This window comes from Actinomyces haliotis (assembly GCF_015355765.1).
Lineage (GTDB): Bacteria > Actinomycetota > Actinomycetes > Actinomycetales > Actinomycetaceae > Actinomyces > Actinomyces haliotis.
Genome location: NZ_JACWNA010000007.1, coordinates 1 through 16477, shown reverse-complemented (window position 1 = coordinate 16477; position 16477 = coordinate 1). Strand labels below are relative to the sequence as shown.

The window sequence follows — 16477 nt, the reverse complement described above, 5'->3', positions numbered from 1 at the left end:
CCACGGGGGGGCGACCCGCGGGGCCCCCATTAGGCCGCACGGGCCCCCGCGCCGCGGGCGTCGCCGGGCCCGCGGGCGGCGGGTCGGCCCCCCCGCCGCGCCCCGGGGCGCCCCCCCCCCGGGCGCCCGACCGGAGGGACACCCATTCGGCCTCACGGCCGACCACTACACACCACACCGAAAGGGGCCATCATGGCCACGTACGAAGAGCGACTTGAGTCGATGAAGGCTCAGCGCCAGGACAACGGCGGCGTCAAGGGCCTGTACCACGCCAACATCAACGTCCTCGACCGCTCCACCCTCGAGGACGCCATGGAGCACCCGGAGAACTACCCGAACCTCACGGTCCGCGTCTCCGGCTACGCCGTCAACTTCGTCAAGCTCACGCGTGAGCAGCAGCTCGACGTCCTCCACCGCACCTTCCACGCGGGCGCCTGAGCGCCTCGGGTGAGGTCATCACGACTGGCATCATTCACGTATGACAGACACTGACACCATCACCCCCGCGAGTGAGGGCGGCCGGGACCAGGACTTCCTGGCCCCGGCCGCCCGCTTGCGCGGTGCGGGCATCGGAGGCATCGAGGAGCTCAGCGACCTCCAGCGCTCCGAGCGTCTCGCGCGCATGCGAGACGGATCCCTCGGCTCCATCCACTCCTGGGAGCTCGTGACGGCCGTCGACGGCCCGGGAACCCGGATGACCGTCTTCCTCAACGGCTGCCCGCTCCGCTGCCTGTACTGCCACAACCCCGACACCTTCCTCATGAAGGACGGCGAGCCCGTCGAGGCCGACGAGCTCCTGCGCCGCATGAAGCGCTACCGCAACGTGTTCCGCGCCTCCAAGGGCGGGATCACGCTCTCCGGCGGCGAGGTCCTCATGCAGCCGGCCTTCGCCGGCCGGATCCTCGCGGGCGCCAAGGCCATGGGTATCCACACCTGCATCGACACCTCCGGCTACCTCGGGCGCAACGCGAGCGACGAGATGCTCGAGAACGTCGACCTCGTGCTCCTCGACGTCAAGAGCGGCGACGAGGAGACCTACAAGAAGGTCACCGGCCGCGAGCTCGCCCCCACCATCGAGTTCGGCGACCGCCTCGCCGCCAAGGGCATCGAGATCTGGGCGCGCTTCGTCCTCGTCCCCGGCCTCACCGACGACCCGGAGAACGTGGAGAACGTCGCACGCATCATCGAGCGATGGGGCTCTTCGGTCTCCCGCGTGGAGGTCCTGCCTTTCCACCAGATGGGCACGGACAAGTGGGACGCCCTCAAGCTCGAGTACAGCCTTCGCGACGTCCGTCCGCCCGAGCCCGAACTCGTCGAGTCGACCCGCGCGATCTTCCGCTCGCACGGCTTCACCGTGCACTGAGCGCCAGCGTCGGCGTTCCGGAGCGTCCAGCGAGGAGGGGCCCGTCCGGTGATCCGGACGGGCCCCCCTCAGGCTGGTGCGGCTCAGAACCGGGAGCTGAGTGCCTCGGACAGAGCCGGTGCCGCCTGTTCGACCTGCCAGGGGCGCGCGTCAAGGTACTCGAGACGGCGAGCCACGGACTCCACGTCCGTGGCGGGTCGGCCGCCGGCGGCGCGCTCCTCTCCGAGGTCCCAGGCGAGGTGGCGCTGGGAGTCCGGGCTGAGCAGGAGCTCCTGCGGTACGCGGATCGTCTCGGCGCGGTCGCGCACGGCTGGCCGCACGACGTCGAGGGCCTCGGCGGCGTCGCGGTGATGACGCGACCACGAGCGAGGCGGCGGCAGCTCACCAGGGGGCAGCGGAGCGTGCGTCGGCGGGAGCTCGTCGTCGGGAAGCGCCAGGGCGCGCTCGACCGCCTCCCACCACAGCTCGTGGTGCTGGCGCGCCTGGCGTGACGAGAACTCGCGAAGCGCCGAGAGCTTGCGTCGTGACGTCGGCCGTGCGACGGCGGCCGCCACGAGCGCGTGGTGCGGCAGGATCTTCGAGGGCGTGCGGTCCAGCTGGGCGGCGAGCTCCTCGCGCGCCGTCCACAGCTCGCGAAGGATCGCGAGTGACCGCGGTGAGCGCACGGCTCGGCCGGCCCTCGGCGTCTTCCGCCACGGGTCGACCTTCGCCGGCCGCGGCGGCCGCGTGCGGACGTACTCGAACTCCTGGGCGGCCCACTCGGCCTTGCCGACGGCCACGAGCTCAGCGGCGAGCGCGTCGCGCAGAGGAGCCAGGAGCTCGACGTCGAGCGCCGCGTAGACGAGCCACGACTCCGGGAGCGGGCGCGTGGACCAGTCGGCCGCCGCGTGGTCCTTGGCGAGGCGCAGACCCAGCGTCTCCTCGACGACCGCGCCGAGCCCGACGTGCTGGCGACCGAGCAGCCGGGCAGCGAGCTCCGTGTCGAAGACCGAGCGGGGGGCGAGTCCGAGGTCTCGCAGGCAGGGGAGGTCCTGGTCGGCGGCGTGGAGGATCCACTCGGGCCCGTCCAGGACGTCGGCGAGGGAGGTGAGGTCGCCCGCGTCGACCGGGTCGACGAGCACGGTGCCCGCGCCCTCTCGACGCAGCTGGACGAGGTAGGCGTCCTGCCCGTAGCGGAAGCCCGAGGCGCGCTCAGCGTCCACCGCCACCGGCCCGGCCCCCGTCGCCAGGGCATCGACGGCGTCGTGCAGCGCTGAGGGGGAGTCGGTCACGGGCGGAAGGCCTTCGGCAGGAACCTTGTAGTCGAGGACCTCGTCGGTGGGCACGGGCTCGTCAGTGGTCCCGGGCACCGCGACCGGACGGGGCGTGCGGGCCGGGCCGCGCGAGGCGGCGCTCACCGGGCGGCGCCCGGGACGGCGACGGCAAGCGCCGCTGCCTGCTCGGGCTCGTGGCCGGCGGCGACGTGGAGGATCTCGTACCAGGCCCCGAGGTGGGGCCCCAGGTCCGGTGTCGTGGGCGACCACGAGGCACGGATCTCGACGTGACCGCAGGAGTCCGTGAGGTCGAGCCCCCCGAAGGTCTCGGAGAGGACCCGCGTCACCGTCCCGACGAGGGCACGATGACCGGCGCCGGCCGAGTCGAGCGCCTCCTGGAGCCAGGACCAGGCGGCGGAGCCGAGGAGCGGGTCCGTGCCGACCTCGTCGTCGAGCCGGGCCCGGGCCTGGACGACGACGCGGAAGTCCCCGTCCCAGGCGTCCTGGCCCTCGGGGTCGTGGAGGACGACGAAGCGCCCGGAGGCGACGGGCGTGCCCATCTCGTTCTCGACCGTCTCAGCCGAGAGCGCCGCGGTGAAGGGGGCGAGCCGACGCGGGGCGGGCACCTCCTCGAGGACGAGGCCGCGGGGGCGGGCGGCGTCGCGCATGCTCAGGAGCGCCTCGCGGAAGCGCTCGGGGACGTCAGCCCCCGTGTCCTGGTTCGAGCTCGAGGTGGAGGAGGTGGTCACGGCTGCGAGGCTACCGGCGCTGCGGCCGCACAAGCGCTGCCACGCCGCGCACGGGCGGCAGCTGGTGCCGTGACCTGGGCTAACCTGGCCAGCGCGCCCCGATGACCGGCGGGGACGCAGCAAGGAGCAGCAATGACCGACACCCAGCACGCGACCGCCCCCTCCGCAGGTGCCCCCCACGGCTCCATGAGGCAGGTCGACTGGGAGACCTTCCGTCAGATCGCCGCGGCAGCGGGGACCACGCTGCCGATCGAGCAGACCTCCGCGTGGGACTCCTTCGACGCCGCCATGGACGGGCGCGAGCCCTGGGGCCGCGTCGTCTACGACGGCCCCGACGGGGAGCCTCGTGCCCTCGTGTCCCTCACGCGGATGGAGGTGCGGGGCTTCCCCTACCTCTGGGCCCGCCACGCCCCCGTCTGGCTCGGGGACGCCCCGACGCCGGAGGAGGAGGCGGACCTGCGACGCCTCATCGTCGCCGGAGTCCGGTTCCACGAGCCGAGCATCGTCTTCGTCCGCCTGCACTTCAGCCACGAGGCCCCGGAGCTCCACGAGCTCCTCCAGACGATGACCTACGACCGCACCGTCATCCTCGACCTCGACCGCGAGGACGACGACGCGATCCTCGCCTCCTTCAAGTCGCGCGGCCGCCGTGACGTCCGCAAGGCCCTGCGCAACGAGTCGCTCACCTTCCACGACGAGACCGCGAGGGCCGACGAGGTCTTCGGCGAGCTCTACGAGATCCTCACGGAGACCGGTGACCGCGACGGCTTCCGCGCCGCACCCGAGGACACCTACCGGACGATGCTGCGGGCACTCGGTCCGGAGCACGCGCGGCTCTACGTCGTGCGCCGCGACGGCCAGGAGGCCCTCGTCTGGTCCCTCGTCACCGTCTGGGGCGACGGGGCGCTGCGCTACTACGCCGGCTCCTCCGCCGAGGGACGCCGCATGCGTGCCGCGGACGCCCTCGTCTACAAGGAGGCCTGCTGGCTGCGCGCCGAGGGCGTGCGCCGGTACGACCTCATGGGAGTCGACTCCGAGCGCGTGCCCGAGCTCGCCGGCGTGCGCGAGTTCAAGAACAAGTTCGTCACCGACGGTCCTGTCGACATCCCGGGCGCTTGGGACGTGCCGGTGCGGCCCAGCGTCTACGACGCCCTCGTGCGGGCGCTCGAGCTCAAGCACCGCGCGCAGGGAGCCGTGGGCTCCGTGCGCGAGCGAGCCGGTGAGATCCGGGGCTCGTTGCGCGATCTCCGGCTGCACCGTGCGTCACGGGCCCAGGATCCCGCGGACGGTTCCGCAACCGTGGACGCGGGCGCGGGCACGCAGGACTGAGCCTCGGCGGGCGCGGGAGGCGCCCGCGACTCGTAGCAGACCGCCCGGCGGACGCGAGAGCGTCCTCCGGGCGGTGCCTCGTCCGGTCGGCTGACTGGTGCGCTGCCGCACGGGCCCGCCGGACCGTCCGTCAGGGACGGCGCAGGAGGATGAGGACGTCCTCGTCGTCGACCGCGCCCGGCACGGTCCCTGGACCGGCGGACCATGAGGCCACGGCCGTGAGGTTGCCGAGCACCGGGCCATCGCCCTGACCCGTGCCGGGCTCAGCGTCCCTGGCGAGGGCGCGACGGACGAGCTCCTCGACCGTGGTGGCGCGGGCAGTCCGGGCGTCGTCGGCGCCGAGCGCGACGACGAGGACGAGCTCGTCGCCGCTCCGGGCGCCGGCCAGCGCGGCGTCGGGCGCGTCCAGGACCAGCCGGCTGACGATGGCGTCCCCGAGGTCCGCCACTCGTGCCCAGCGCTCCTGCTCCTTGAGACCGGCGAGGCGTCGGACCCTCAGGAGCTCCTCGTACCAGGCGAGGACCCGGGCGCGCTCGGGGAGCCGCGCCTCATCGCGGTCCAGGGTGGAGGCGACGACGGTGGACCCGGCCTGGGGGTCGGGCACCTCAGCGGCGTCCCAGCCGAACGAGGCGAACTCGCGGCGACGGCCCTCCGTCACCGCGGCGGCCAGCTCGGGCTCTGAGTGGTCGGTGAAGAACTGGAAGGGAGACCGCGTGCCCCACTCCTCGCCCTGGAACAGCATCGGCGTGTAGGGGGAGAGGAGGACGAGCGCCGCCTCGGCGGCGAGGCGCGCGTCGCTCAAGGACGCTGAGGGACGGTCTCCGGTGGCGCGGTTGCCGACCTGGTCGTGGTCCGAGGCGAAGACGACGAGCCGCCGCGGGTCCGTGCCCGCCGGGAGCGGAGCGCCCCAGCTGGACCCTCGGAAGGAGGACCAGGTGCCGGCATGGAGGAATCCGCCGCCGTAGGCCGTCTCGAAGGCGCCGGGCTCGGCGAAGTCGGCGTAGTATCCCTGCGCCTCACCGGTCAGCCGGACGTGGATCGCGTGATGGACGTCGTCGGCCCACTGCGCGGTCATACCGAGGCTCGGCATGAGCGCTGGCGGTGCGGCGTCGGTCGGCGTGATGACGCCGGCGTCGTTGAGGTCGGACTCGGCGATGAGGGACAGCGGGCGTCCCAGCTCACCGGAGAGGTCCTCGACGGCGTCGGCGAGCCGGGCGAGGAGGTGGCGGTGGGGCTCCACGGCCTTCGACCAGGCGTGGTCGTCCTGGATGGCATGGATCGCGTCGAGGCGCAAGGCGTCGACGTGGAAGTCGCGCAGCCAGCGCAGGGCGTTGTCGATGACGAAGGCGCGTACCTGCTCGCTGCCGGGCTGGTCGTAGTTGACGGCGGCCCCCCACGGCGTGTCGTGCGCGCTCGTGAAGTAGGGACCGTAGACCCCCAGGTAGTTCCCGCTGGGGCCCAGGTGGTTGTAGACGACGTCGAGGCAGACGGCGAGGCCGGCTCGGTGCGCGGCGTCGACGAAGCGCGCGAGGGCCTCGGGACCGCCGTAGGGCTCGTGGACGGACCAGAGCGCGACGCCGTCGTATCCCCAGCCCGCGCGGCCGGGGAAGGAGGCGAGCGGCATGAGCTCGACGATCTCGACTCCGAGGGCGGCGAGCTCGGGCAGCCGCGCGGCGGCGGCGTCGAGCGTGCCATCGGCGGTGAAGGTGCCGACGTGCAGCTCGTAGACGACGGCGCCGCGGGCGTCGAGCCCTGCCCAGTCCCCGTCCGTCCAGAGCCCGTCCTCCCAGGCGTCGGTGCGGACGGTTCGCGAGGGCCCGTGGACGCCCTCGGGCTGGCGCGGGCTGCGCGGGTCGGGGCGGTCCGGCGACCCATCGACGCGGTAGGCGTAGTCGGTGCCGTCGGGCAGGTCGCGGGGGCTCAGCCACCAGCCGTCCGCGGCGCGCTCCATCGTGAGGATCTCGTCGGTGGCGGTCAGGTGGAGGAGGAGCTCGTGGGCCTCCGGCGCCCACACGGGCACGCGCGGTCCGACGGGAAGCGCGGGGGAGACCCAGGGCGCCCGCACGGGCACGGGGTGCCCGCCCTCGGTCGGGATCGTGGACGGTGAGGCTCCCGCGGAGGCGGAGCCGACGTCGGCGGGCTTGGGGTCGACGGGCCCTTGCTGCTCGTTGTCGCTCATCAGGCGGTCTCCTCCTCGTCGTGGACACGGACCAGGACGGCGACGGGCTCGTCACCGAGCACCTCGGAGAGCGCCTGCCCACCGCCGTCGGCGTCGCCGTCGGCCAGGACGTGGCGCCAGCGACCCTCGGGCAGGACCACCGAGTCCTCGCGCCACCCGCCGAGCTGGGCGAGCCGGCGCCCCAGACGGCGGACGATGACGACGACCTCGGCCTCCTCGTCCACGAGGCGCGCGAAGGCGAAGGCGTGGCCCGTCGTGACCGGGAGGGCGCGGTAGCCGGAGCGCGTGCCGACGAAGGCCTCCGGGTGCTCGGCCCGCAGGCGCAGGAGCGTGCTCGTGAGGGCGAGCTTCTCCTCGTCGAGGGTGCGCGGTGCGGCGCCGTCCTCGAGGGAGGCGAGGGACGCCGCGAGACCGCTCGGCGAGGAGTAGTCGACCGCACGGCGGTTGTCGGGGTCGACGAGACTGGTCCGTGTGCTCTCCGAGCCCTGGTACACGTCGGCGACGCCGAGCCAGGTGAGGGCCAGCGCCTTGTTGGCGAGGGTGACGTCGTGGACCTCGCGGCGCGTGAGCTCGGCGAAGTCGTTCATCTCCTCGGCGACGCCGGCGTCGCCGAGCAGGAAGGCGGCGTAGTCCGTGAGTCCCTTCTCGCGGCCCTCGTCGGCTCCGGTCCAGGTGGTCCACACCTTCTGCTCTCGCGAGGCCTTGATGAGGTAGGCCCCGAGGCGCTCGGCGTCGATCCGGTCGTCGGAGTCTGGGGCCCAGGTGCCCCAGAGGGTCTGCCACAGGAGGTTCTCGCTGCGGCCGTCCAGGTCCACGGGGCGCTCGTCGACGGTGGCGGCGCGGAGCCGGTGGACGAGCTCGCTCCACTCGTCCGGGTAGGAGGCGAGGACGTCCAGGCGGGCACGGACGTCCTCGCCGCGCTTCGTGTCGTGGGTCGTCGTGGTCACCATCGTGTCCGGCCACGCGTCCTGGACCCGGTCGGCCCAGGCGTGCGCCTCGTCGGGGCTGAGGGCGAAGCCGGCGGGGTTGCCGCCGACCTCGGTGAGGCTGGTCAGGTGGGTCCACCGGTAGAAGGCGGTGTCCTCGACGCCCTTGGCGGTGACGGCGCCGCAGACCTGCTGGAAGCGGATGACGGCCTCGGCCCTCTCGGGAGCGTCCGACAGGCCCTCTGACCCGACGGGCTCGCCCAGCAGCAGCGAGACGACGAGGTCGAGGGTCTCAGCGCTGTCCTCGTCGAGGCGCCGTCGGGCGCGCTCGGCATCGGCCCTCATGACGGCCGCCTGCTCGGGCTCCGGGGTGACGCCGGGGACGACGTAGGCGCGGTAGCGGTCGGCGGCGACGAGGAGCTCGATGAGGCAGCGACGCAGGTCGCGGAAGGTGTGGTCGCGCAGGCGGACGTCCTCGTCGGTGAGACGGTCAAGGATGCGGGCGAGCCGGTCGACCTCGGCGGCGAGCGAGCCGGAGATCACCTCGCGCTTGGCGGTCTCGACGACGCGGGCGTAGTCGACGGGGGCCTCGCCGGTCAGCTCCTGCATGAGGGCGCCCAGGCGGGTGGCGCCGGCGGGGTCGACCTGGAGCTGGTCGACGCGCCACGCGGCGTCGTATCCGGTGGTTCCGGCGACGTGCCACGAGCCGGGCAGAGGCTCGTCGGGGGCGAGGATCTTCTCCGCGGCGATCCAGGCGCCGCCGGTCGCCTCGGAGAGCTCGTTGAGGTAGCCCGCGGGGTCCGCGAGGCCGTCCGGGTGGTCGACGCGCAGGGCGTCGATCGTGCCCGTCTCGAGCAGCTCGATGATGAGCGCGTGGGATCCGGCGAAGACCTCCGGGTCCTCGACGCGCACGGCGGCGAGCGTGCCGACGTCGAAGAAGCGGCGGTAGTTGATCTCCTCATCGCCGACCTTCCAGTAGGCGAGCCGGTAGTGCTGGCGCTCGACGAGGACGGCCAGGGGCAGTGACTCGGTGCCCTCCGCGACGGGGAACACGTGGTCGTAGTAGCGCAGCACCCACTGCTCGCCGCGCTCGGGCTCGGTGGGCACGAGCATCCGCTCCAGCCTCAGCTCGTCGTCGGCGAGGACGTGGCCGATCCTCTTGCCGAGGACCGGCATGAGGATCGGGTCGTTGACGTCGACGTCGAACCAGGCAGCGAAGGGGGAGTCGGGCCCGTCGCGCAGGACGGACCACAGGGGACGGTTGTGCCAGCCGGGGGTCGGCACGGCCATGTGGTTCGGGACGATGTCGACGACGACGCCCATGCCGGCCGCGTGGGCGTCGGCGGCGAGCCGCTCGAGACCCTCGCGGCCGCCCATCTCCTCGCTGATCCGGGTGTGGTCGACGACGTCGTAGCCGTGGGTGGAGCCCGGCGCGGCCTGGAGGACGGGGGAGAGGTAGAGGTCGGTGACGCCGAGCCGGCTGAGGTACGGGATGAGGGCGCGAGCGTCGTCGAAGGTGAGGGAGGCGCCCATCTGCAGGCGGTAGGTGCTCACCGGGGTGCGCCGGCCCTGCGCCGGGACGTGCCCGGACCAGGGGGCGTAGCCGTCGGCCGGCAGGTCGACGGCCTCGTGGGTGCCGTCATCGGCGGCGCCGCAAGGGGCCGTCGTGATCGGGTTCGTGGTGCTCGGGGAGGTGGGGCTGGTCGTCATCTCGTGCCTTCGTCCTGTCCGCGTCGGGAGATCGGTGGCTGGTGGCTTGGTCGGGCCCGGTCCGGGCCGGCGGGGCGCCCACGGGAGCCTGGGCGTCTGGGCGGGTCCGGGGACGCGGCGGGGGAGGCACCGAGGTGCCTCCCCCGCCACGTCCTCAGTGCCGCGTGGCGGTGGGAGGGGTGGTCTCCGTGCCGGTCGCCGTGTCCGTCCGGTCGGTGGACGGTGCCACGGGGCGGGCGGGAGCCGCGGCGGCCGCCGCGGAACCGGCTCGGCCCTTCTTGGCGATCTCCGCGCGCTTCGGGTCCGCGCCGAGGGTCGTGGCGGCCTCGGCGAGCAGCTCGTCGGCCTCCTCGGCCGTCGCGGCGTCCGGGTCGGCGACGAGGAAGAGCATCGAGCGGGCCTCCACGACGACGTCCTCGCCCGCGGCGAGCACGAGGTCCGTGCCTCCGTCCTCGGCGGGCGCCGTGTCCAGCGCGACCGTCCAGGCCGCGGCGTGGTCCGGGCCGGGGAGCGTGAACTCGATGTCCTCCTCCGAGGCGTTGATGAGGATGAGGAAGGAGTCGTCGACGATCCGCTGCCCCCGCTCGTCAGGCTCGGCGATGGCGTCCCCGTTGAGGAAGACCATCATGGCGCGCGCGTACCACGTGCCCCAGTCCTCCTCGGTCATGCGCTCGCCGGAGGGCCGGAGCCACTCGATCTCGCCGAGCTCGGACTCGCCGCCGTGGCCGGCCTCGCCGGTGAAGAAGCGGCGACGGCGCAGCACCGGGTGGTCCCGGCGGAGCCACACCATCGTCCGCGTGAACTCCAGGAGCTCCCGCTCGTCCTCGCCGAGGTCCCAGTCGACCCAGGAGATCTCATTGTCCTGGCAGTAGGCGTTGTTGTTCCCCTGCTGGGTGCGTCCGAGCTCGTCGCCGTGGGAGATCATCGGCACGCCCTGGCTGAAGAGGATCGTCGCGAGGAAGTTGCGGACCTGGCGATGGCGCAGGGCGAGGACGCCGGGGTCGTCCGTCGGGCCCTCGGCGCCGCAGTTCCAGGAGCGGTTGTTGTTGTCGCCGTCGTTGTTGCCCTCGCCGTTGGCCTCGTTGTGCTTCTCGTTGTACGACACGAGGTCGTTGAGCGTGAATCCGTCGTGGGCCGTCACGAAGTTGATCGAGGCGACGGGAGTGCGCCCGGAGTGCTGGTAGAGGTCCGAGGACCCCGTGATGCGCGAGGCGAACTCGCCGAGCGTCGAGGGCTCGCCGCGCCAGAAGTCGCGGACCGTGTCGCGGTACTTGCCGTTCCACTCGCTCCACAAGGGAGGGAAGCCGCCCACCTGGTAGCCGCCCTCGCCGACGTCCCAGGGCTCGGCGATGAGCTTGACCTGCGAGAGCACCGGGTCCTGGTGGATGATGTCGAAGAAGGCTGAGAGCTTGTCGACCTCGGCGAACTGCCGGGCCAGGGTGGAGGCGAGGTCGAAGCGGAATCCGTCGACGTGCATCTCGGTGACCCAGTACCGCAACGAGTCCATGATGAGCTGGAGCACCGCCGGGGAGCGCATGAGCAGGGAGTTGCCCGTGCCCGTCGTGTCGAAGTAGTGCTCCTCGTCGCCGTCGACGAGCCGGTAGTAGGCCGCGTTGTCGAGACCCTTGAAGGAGAGCGTCGGGCCCATGTGGTTGCCCTCGGACGTGTGGTTGTAGACGACGTCGAGGATGACCTCGATGTCGGCCTCGTGGAGGGCCTTGACCATCGTCTTGAACTCGGCGACCTGCTGACCGTCGGTGCCGTACGCGGCGTACGTGTTCTGCGGGGCGAAGAAGCCGATCGTGTTGTAGCCCCAGTAGTTCGACAGGCCCTTCTCCTGGAGGTGGGTGTCGTTGACGAACTGGTGGACGGGCATGAGCTCGATCGCCGTGACGCCGAGCTCCTTGAGGTGGTCGACGACGACCGGCTGGGCGACGCCCGCGTACGTGCCTCGCAGGTTCTCGGGGACCTCGGGGTGCAGCTGGGTGAGACCCTTGACGTGAGCCTCGTAGATGATCGTGTCGTGGTACTCGTGCGCCGGCGGGCGGTCGTGGCCCCAGTCGAAGTAGGGGGTCGTCACGACCGAGCGCATGGTCGCGGCCGCCGAGTCCTCCTCGTTGCGGACCGACGGGTCCGCGAAGGTGTACGAGTACAGGGACTCCGACGGGACGACCTGACCGGAGATGGCCTTCGCGTAGGGGTCGAGCAGGAGCTTGGAGGGGTCACAGCGGTGACCGGCGGCGGGGTCGTAGGGGCCGTGGACGCGGAAGCCGTAGTGCTGGCCCGGCCGGACCGCCGGCAGGTAGCCGTGCCAGACGTCCGCGTCGACCTCGGTGATGTCGACGCGCGACTCGGTGCCGTCCTCATCGAAGAGGCACAGCTCGACGCGCTCGGCGACGGAGGAGTAGACGGCGAAGTTCGTGCCGGTCCCGTCGAAGGTGGCGCCGAGGGGGTACGGCTTGCCGGGCCAGACGGGCTGCTCGGGGGCCGACGGCGTCGTCGTCGGCGCCGCGGGGGCGGGCGTCGTGGCTGAGGGCTCGGGAGTTGTCTGCATGGGGCAACCTTGCCACGAGGGCGACCTCCGGGCCCGCACCGAGGGCCTGGGACCGCTGAGGGCGTACGGGCGCCCGGGTCCTGGCCACGTCTCGAGCGCGCGTTAGTGCGAGGCCGTCGGCCGACCGCGCCCCTGAGACGGTCCTCGGACGGGTGACGGGCGACGAGTGAGACACGTCATGCCCGGTCCGATTTGGCGGGCGGCTCGCTGCTCTGCTAACTTTCTTCCCGCACCGCTCAGCGGTTGCGACACGCGGATGTGGCTCAGTTGGTAGAGCATCACCTTGCCAAGGTGAGGGTCGCGGGTTCGAGTCCCGTCATCCGCTCGGGCGATTGGCGCAGCGGGAGCGCGCTTCCCTGACACGGAAGAGGTCACTGGTTCGATCCCAGTATCGCCCACGGTCAAGACCCGGGTCCCTGACGGATCCGGGTTTTCTCATTTCTCGTCGGCTCCGTCAGTCCTCGGCACATCTGGGAGAGAGCATGAGCACCGTCGTCCTTCCCGTCATCGTCTCCGGTGAGACGAGCGCCTACGCGCTGGCCCGCCTCATGCACGAGGCGACGGGGGAGCGGGTGGTCTGCGTCAGTCCCGACCCGATCGAGGCCATCTCCCGCTCGAGCTTCATCGACGTCCACCACGTCCCGCTCCACCAGAGCGACGACGAGCTCGTCGACACGCTCGAGGAGATCGCGGACGCCCACCCGGGCGCGAGGCTCGTCATCATGGCGAACCACGACAACTTCGCCCGCTTCGCCGCGGCCAACGAGGAGCGTCTCGGCGACCGCTTCGTCCACCCCTTCCCGAGCCTCGAGGTCTGGGAGACCGTCCAGGACAAGGCCCGCTTCTCGCAGGTGTGCCGCGAGCAGGGCATCCCGACGCCGCCGGAGGTCGTCGTCGACCTCGCCGACCCCGCCGAGGGGGAGTGGACGGCACCGCCGGTCGACCTGCGCTTCCCCGTCGTCGCCAAGGCCATCGACGCCCTCGACTACTCCCGGGTCTCCTTCGAGGGGAAGTCCAAGGTGTTCTTCCTCGACACCCAGGAGGAGCTCGACGCGATCTGGCCGCCGATGCGCGAGGCGGGCTTCACCGGGCGCTTCCTGGTCCAGGAGATGATCCCGGGCGACGATACGTGCGGCGTCTCGCTCACCTGCTACGTCGACTCCCACGGGACCGTCACCCTGCGGTCCGGCGCCCAGGTGCTCGTCGAGGACCACGACCCGACGGCGATCGGCAACCCCGTCGCCATGCTCATCCGCGACTACCCCGAGCTCCACGCCGAGCTCGAGCGCTTCTTCGAACGGGTCGGGTACACCGGCTTCGCCAACGTCGACGTGAAGGTGGACCCGCGCGACGGGAGGCACTACTTCTTCGAGGTCAACCCGCGCATGGGCCGCAACTGCTACTACGTCAAGGTCGGCGGGGTGAACCCCATGGAGCCGATGCTGGCGGACCTCGTCCACGGCGAGCGCGTCACGCCCGTCGAGGCCCACGAGCCTGGCGTCTACTCCCTCATCCCGCGCGCGCTCATCCTGCGCTACCTGCGCCGCCCGTCCCTGGCCGGGGAGGTCCGCCGGATCACGCGACGTCGCGGCGTGCAGGACCCGCTCGTGAACCCCGAGGAGAAGGACCTGCGGCGCGCCGTCGTCGTCCGGCTCCAGCGGCTCAACTACCTCCGCAAGCTGGGCCGCTTCTACCCCCGCCCCGAGGGCCTCTACCTCTGAGGCCCTGGGCCACTGAGAACCTGGAGCTGCGGGCGCAACCGGCCGGCGCCCTCAGCCCCGTGACAACCGACCGGCCGACCGACCGCACGACCGACGTCCTTGAGGGGGACTCATGTCATCTGCCAGCACCGTCTTCCGTCCCGTCTCCGACGCCGTGTATGACGCCGCGATCGCGGGGCTGCCGTACCCGCACCGCGCCGCGGTGGCGTGGGACGACTACGCCGAGCTCCTGCCGGAGCGCGAGCTGTGGCAGGGGACGCGGTGGGGCTACTACCCGGACGGCGGGTCCGACGCGCCGGCCGCCGTGCTGACGCTGCGGCAGTTCCACATCCACAAGATGCCCTTCCTGTGGGCGGACGGCTCGCCGGTGTGGACCGCGGGGGACCCGACGTCCGCCCAGGAGCAGGCGCTCGTCGACGCCCTGCGCGTCCACGTCATGGACACCGACGCGTCACAGGCCTTCATCCGTCTCGCCGTCCTCCACCACGAGGGCATCACGGGCGTCGTCCCGACCTGCCAGCAGCTCTACGCCCACGACTCGACGGTCGTCATCGACCTCAGTGGCGACGAGGAGGCCTTCCGCTCGCGCATGAAGCCGCGCGGACGCCGGGACGTCAACCGCTCGCTGCGGCGCTCCAAGGTCGTCGTCACGGAGGAGACCGGGATCGACCGAGCGGGCTTCGGCGAGGTCGTCGGCGTCATGCACGAGACCGCGGACCGTCAGGGCTTCCACGACCACGACGCCGACTACTACTGGACCTTCTTCACCCACTTCCGCGACCGCGGCATGGCGCGCCTGTGGGTCGGACGCGTCGACGGCGAGCCCGTGAACTGGGGCCTGGCGATCATCCGCGGGAGCTTCGCCACGTGGGAGGTCGCCGCCTCGAACTGCCAGGGCCGCCACGAGCACGGGCCGGACGTCACGCTGTACAAGGCGCTCACCGACATGCAGGCCGACGGAGTCACCGTGTGCGACCTCGCTGCCATCGGCTCGGACTACAACCCCAAGCTCATGGGGCTCAACGAGTTCAAGACGAAGTGGAGCAAGGAGACGGTCCGGGTCGGTGCCCCCATGGAGATCGTGCTCAAGCCCGCGCGGTACCGCCTCCTCAACTGGCTCGCCGAGCGCCGCACCGGAGAGCCCGGCATGCCCGGCGTGCTCAAGGAGGAGGCGGCGCGACGGGCCGCTGAGGCCGCTCGGCCGTCCGAGCCCTCGGCCGGTCGCGGGTCGTCGGAGGGCGCCGGCGCCCAGCGCTGACCACGGGCCGGTCGGGGAGGTGCCGGCACGTCGCGGACGGTGGGGCGCGACCGGGCCGGCACCGGGCAGTGAGCGCCGCCGCCCTCGCGGTGCTTGGTACTGCTGAGGCGTCATGGCAGGCTGGGACGGGCCCGCACGCGGCCCGCCGGTTCCGGCGCGCGGCGGCATCGTCTCGACTCGAACAAGGGAGCGCCCGTGGCCACCAGCATCCTTCCCGTCATCGTCACCGGCGAGACGAGCGCCTACGCGCTGGCCCGTCTCATGCACGAGGCGACGGGAGAGCGGGTCATCTGCGTGGCGCCGGAGCCCATCGAGGCCATCTCCCGCTCGAGCTTCATCGACGTCCACCACGTCCCGCTCCACCAGAGCGACGACGAGCTCGTCGACACGCTCCTCGCCATCGCGGACGAGCACCCCGGGCGCAAGCTCGTCATCATGGCGAACCACGACAACTTCGCCCGCTTCGCCGCGGCCAACGAGGAGCGTCTCGGCGACCGCTTCGTCCACCCCTTCCCGAGCCTCGAGGTCTGGGAGACGGTCCAGGACAAGGCCCGCTTCTCGCAGGTGTGCCGCGAGCAGGGCATCCCGACGCCGCCGGAGGTCGTCGTCGACCTCGCCGACCCTGCCGAGGGGGAGTGGACGGCACCGCCGGTCGACCTGCGCTTCCCCGTCGTCGCCAAGGCGCTCGACTACCTCGACTACGCGGCCACCGACTACCCCGGGCGCTCGAAGGTCTTCTTCCTCGACACCCAGGAGGAGCTCGACGCGATCTGGCCGCCGATGCGCGAGGCGGGCTTCACCGGGCGCTTCCTGGTCCAGGAGATGATCCCGGGCGACGATACGTGCGGCGTCTCGCTCACCTGCTACGTCGACTCCCACGGGACCGTCACCCTGCGGTCCGGCGCCCAGGTGCTCGTCGAGGACCACGACCCGACGGCGATCGGCAACCCCGTCGCCATGCTCATCCGCGACTACCCCGAGCTCCACGCCGAGCTCGAGCGCTTCTTCGAACGGGTCGGGTACACCGGCTTCGCCAACGTCGACGTGAAGGTGGACCCGCGCGACGGGAGGCACTACTTCTTCGAGGTCAACCCGCGCATGGGCCGCAACTGCTACTACGTCAAGGTCGGCGGGGTGAACCCCATGGAGCCGATGCTGGCGGACCTCGTCCACGGCGAGCGCGTCACGCCCGTCGAGGCCCACGAGCCTGGCGTCTACTCCCTCATCCCGCGCGCGCTCATCCTGCGCTACCTGCGCCGCCCGTCCCTGGCCGGGGAGGTCCGCCGGATCACGCGACGTCGCGGCGTGCAGGACCCGCTCGTGAACCCCGAGGAGAAGGACCTGCGGCGCGCCGTCGTCGTCCGGCTCCAGCGGCTCAACTACCTCCGCAAGCTGGGCCGCTTCTACCCCCGCCCCGAGGGCCTCTACCTCTGAG

Annotated in this window: 11 protein-coding genes and 2 tRNA genes; 8 read left to right on the top strand and 5 right to left on the bottom strand. The window is 72.2% G+C overall.

Features of this window, described 5'->3' with window-relative positions; all coding sequences use genetic code 11:
- Positions 1-192: 192 nt before the first annotated feature.
- Together grcA2 and pflA are read left to right on the top strand one after the other, a co-directional pair.
- Entirely contained in the window at positions 193-438 is a 246-nt protein-coding gene (gene grcA2 / locus IXW69_RS05100; RefSeq protein WP_194785292.1) for an autonomous glycyl radical cofactor GrcA2, read from the top strand.
- A 40-nt stretch (positions 439-478) separates the two neighbouring features.
- Positions 479-1363 carry a pyruvate formate-lyase-activating protein gene (gene pflA, locus IXW69_RS05095; RefSeq protein WP_194785291.1) on the top strand — a complete coding sequence of 295 codons (885 nt, stop codon included), beginning with the start codon at positions 479-481 and terminating at the stop codon, positions 1361-1363.
- An 83-nt stretch (positions 1364-1446) separates the two neighbouring features.
- Here the strand turns inward: pflA and IXW69_RS05090 are convergent, their stop codons facing one another.
- Both IXW69_RS05090 and IXW69_RS05085 read right to left on the bottom strand, forming a co-directional pair.
- The gene (locus IXW69_RS05090) at positions 1447-2688 is read right to left on the bottom strand and encodes an HRDC domain-containing protein (protein WP_194785290.1); all 1242 of its coding nucleotides are present in this window, start codon (positions 2686-2688) and stop codon (positions 1447-1449) included.
- Positions 2689-2756: 68 nt separating this feature from the next.
- Positions 2757-3365, bottom strand: a complete 609-nt coding sequence (locus tag IXW69_RS05085) for a DUF3000 domain-containing protein (RefSeq protein WP_194785289.1) — start codon at positions 3363-3365, stop codon at positions 2757-2759.
- Positions 3366-3497: 132 nt separating this feature from the next.
- Here IXW69_RS05085 and IXW69_RS05080 point away from each other — a divergent pair, with 132 nt between their 5' ends.
- Positions 3498-4694: a lipid II:glycine glycyltransferase FemX gene (locus IXW69_RS05080; protein ID WP_194785288.1), complete on the top strand. Its 1197-nt coding sequence runs from the start codon at positions 3498-3500 to the stop codon at positions 4692-4694.
- Between the two features lie 130 nt (positions 4695-4824).
- Here the strand turns inward: IXW69_RS05080 and treZ are convergent, their stop codons facing one another.
- From treZ to glgX, 3 genes are all read right to left on the bottom strand, one after another.
- Positions 4825-6873 carry a malto-oligosyltrehalose trehalohydrolase gene (gene treZ, locus IXW69_RS05075; RefSeq protein WP_194785287.1) on the bottom strand — a complete coding sequence of 683 codons (2049 nt, stop codon included), beginning with the start codon at positions 6871-6873 and terminating at the stop codon, positions 4825-4827.
- On the bottom strand, positions 6873-9509 hold the full coding sequence (gene treY / locus IXW69_RS05070) for a malto-oligosyltrehalose synthase (RefSeq protein WP_194785286.1): 2637 nt from the start codon (positions 9507-9509) through the stop codon (positions 6873-6875). Before treY ends, treZ begins: the two co-directional genes overlap by 1 nt.
- 154 nt (positions 9510-9663) lie before the next feature.
- Positions 9664-12063, bottom strand: coding sequence for a glycogen debranching protein GlgX (gene glgX / locus IXW69_RS05065; RefSeq protein WP_194785285.1), 2400 nt, complete (start codon positions 12061-12063; stop codon positions 9664-9666).
- A gap of 252 nt (positions 12064-12315) precedes the next feature.
- Here glgX and IXW69_RS05060 point away from each other — a divergent pair.
- The 5 genes from IXW69_RS05060 to IXW69_RS05040 all read left to right on the top strand — a co-directional run bounded on the left by IXW69_RS05060 (position 12316) and on the right by IXW69_RS05040 (position 16476).
- Positions 12316-12388 (top strand) — tRNA-Gly (locus IXW69_RS05060).
- A 1-nt stretch (position 12389) separates the two neighbouring features.
- A tRNA-Val gene (locus tag IXW69_RS05055) sits at positions 12390-12461 on the top strand.
- Positions 12462-12545: 84 nt separating this feature from the next.
- Positions 12546-13784 (top strand): carboxylate--amine ligase, encoded by a 1239-nt coding sequence (locus tag IXW69_RS05050; RefSeq protein ID WP_194785284.1) that lies wholly within the window; start codon positions 12546-12548, stop codon positions 13782-13784.
- 112 nt (positions 13785-13896) lie between these two features.
- Positions 13897-15042: a lipid II:glycine glycyltransferase FemX gene (locus IXW69_RS05045; RefSeq protein ID WP_194785283.1), complete on the top strand. Its 1146-nt coding sequence runs from the start codon at positions 13897-13899 to the stop codon at positions 15040-15042.
- A 195-nt stretch (positions 15043-15237) separates the two neighbouring features.
- Entirely contained in the window at positions 15238-16476 is a 1239-nt protein-coding gene (locus IXW69_RS05040; protein WP_194785282.1) for a carboxylate--amine ligase, read from the top strand.
- Position 16477: the final 1 nt, after the last annotated feature.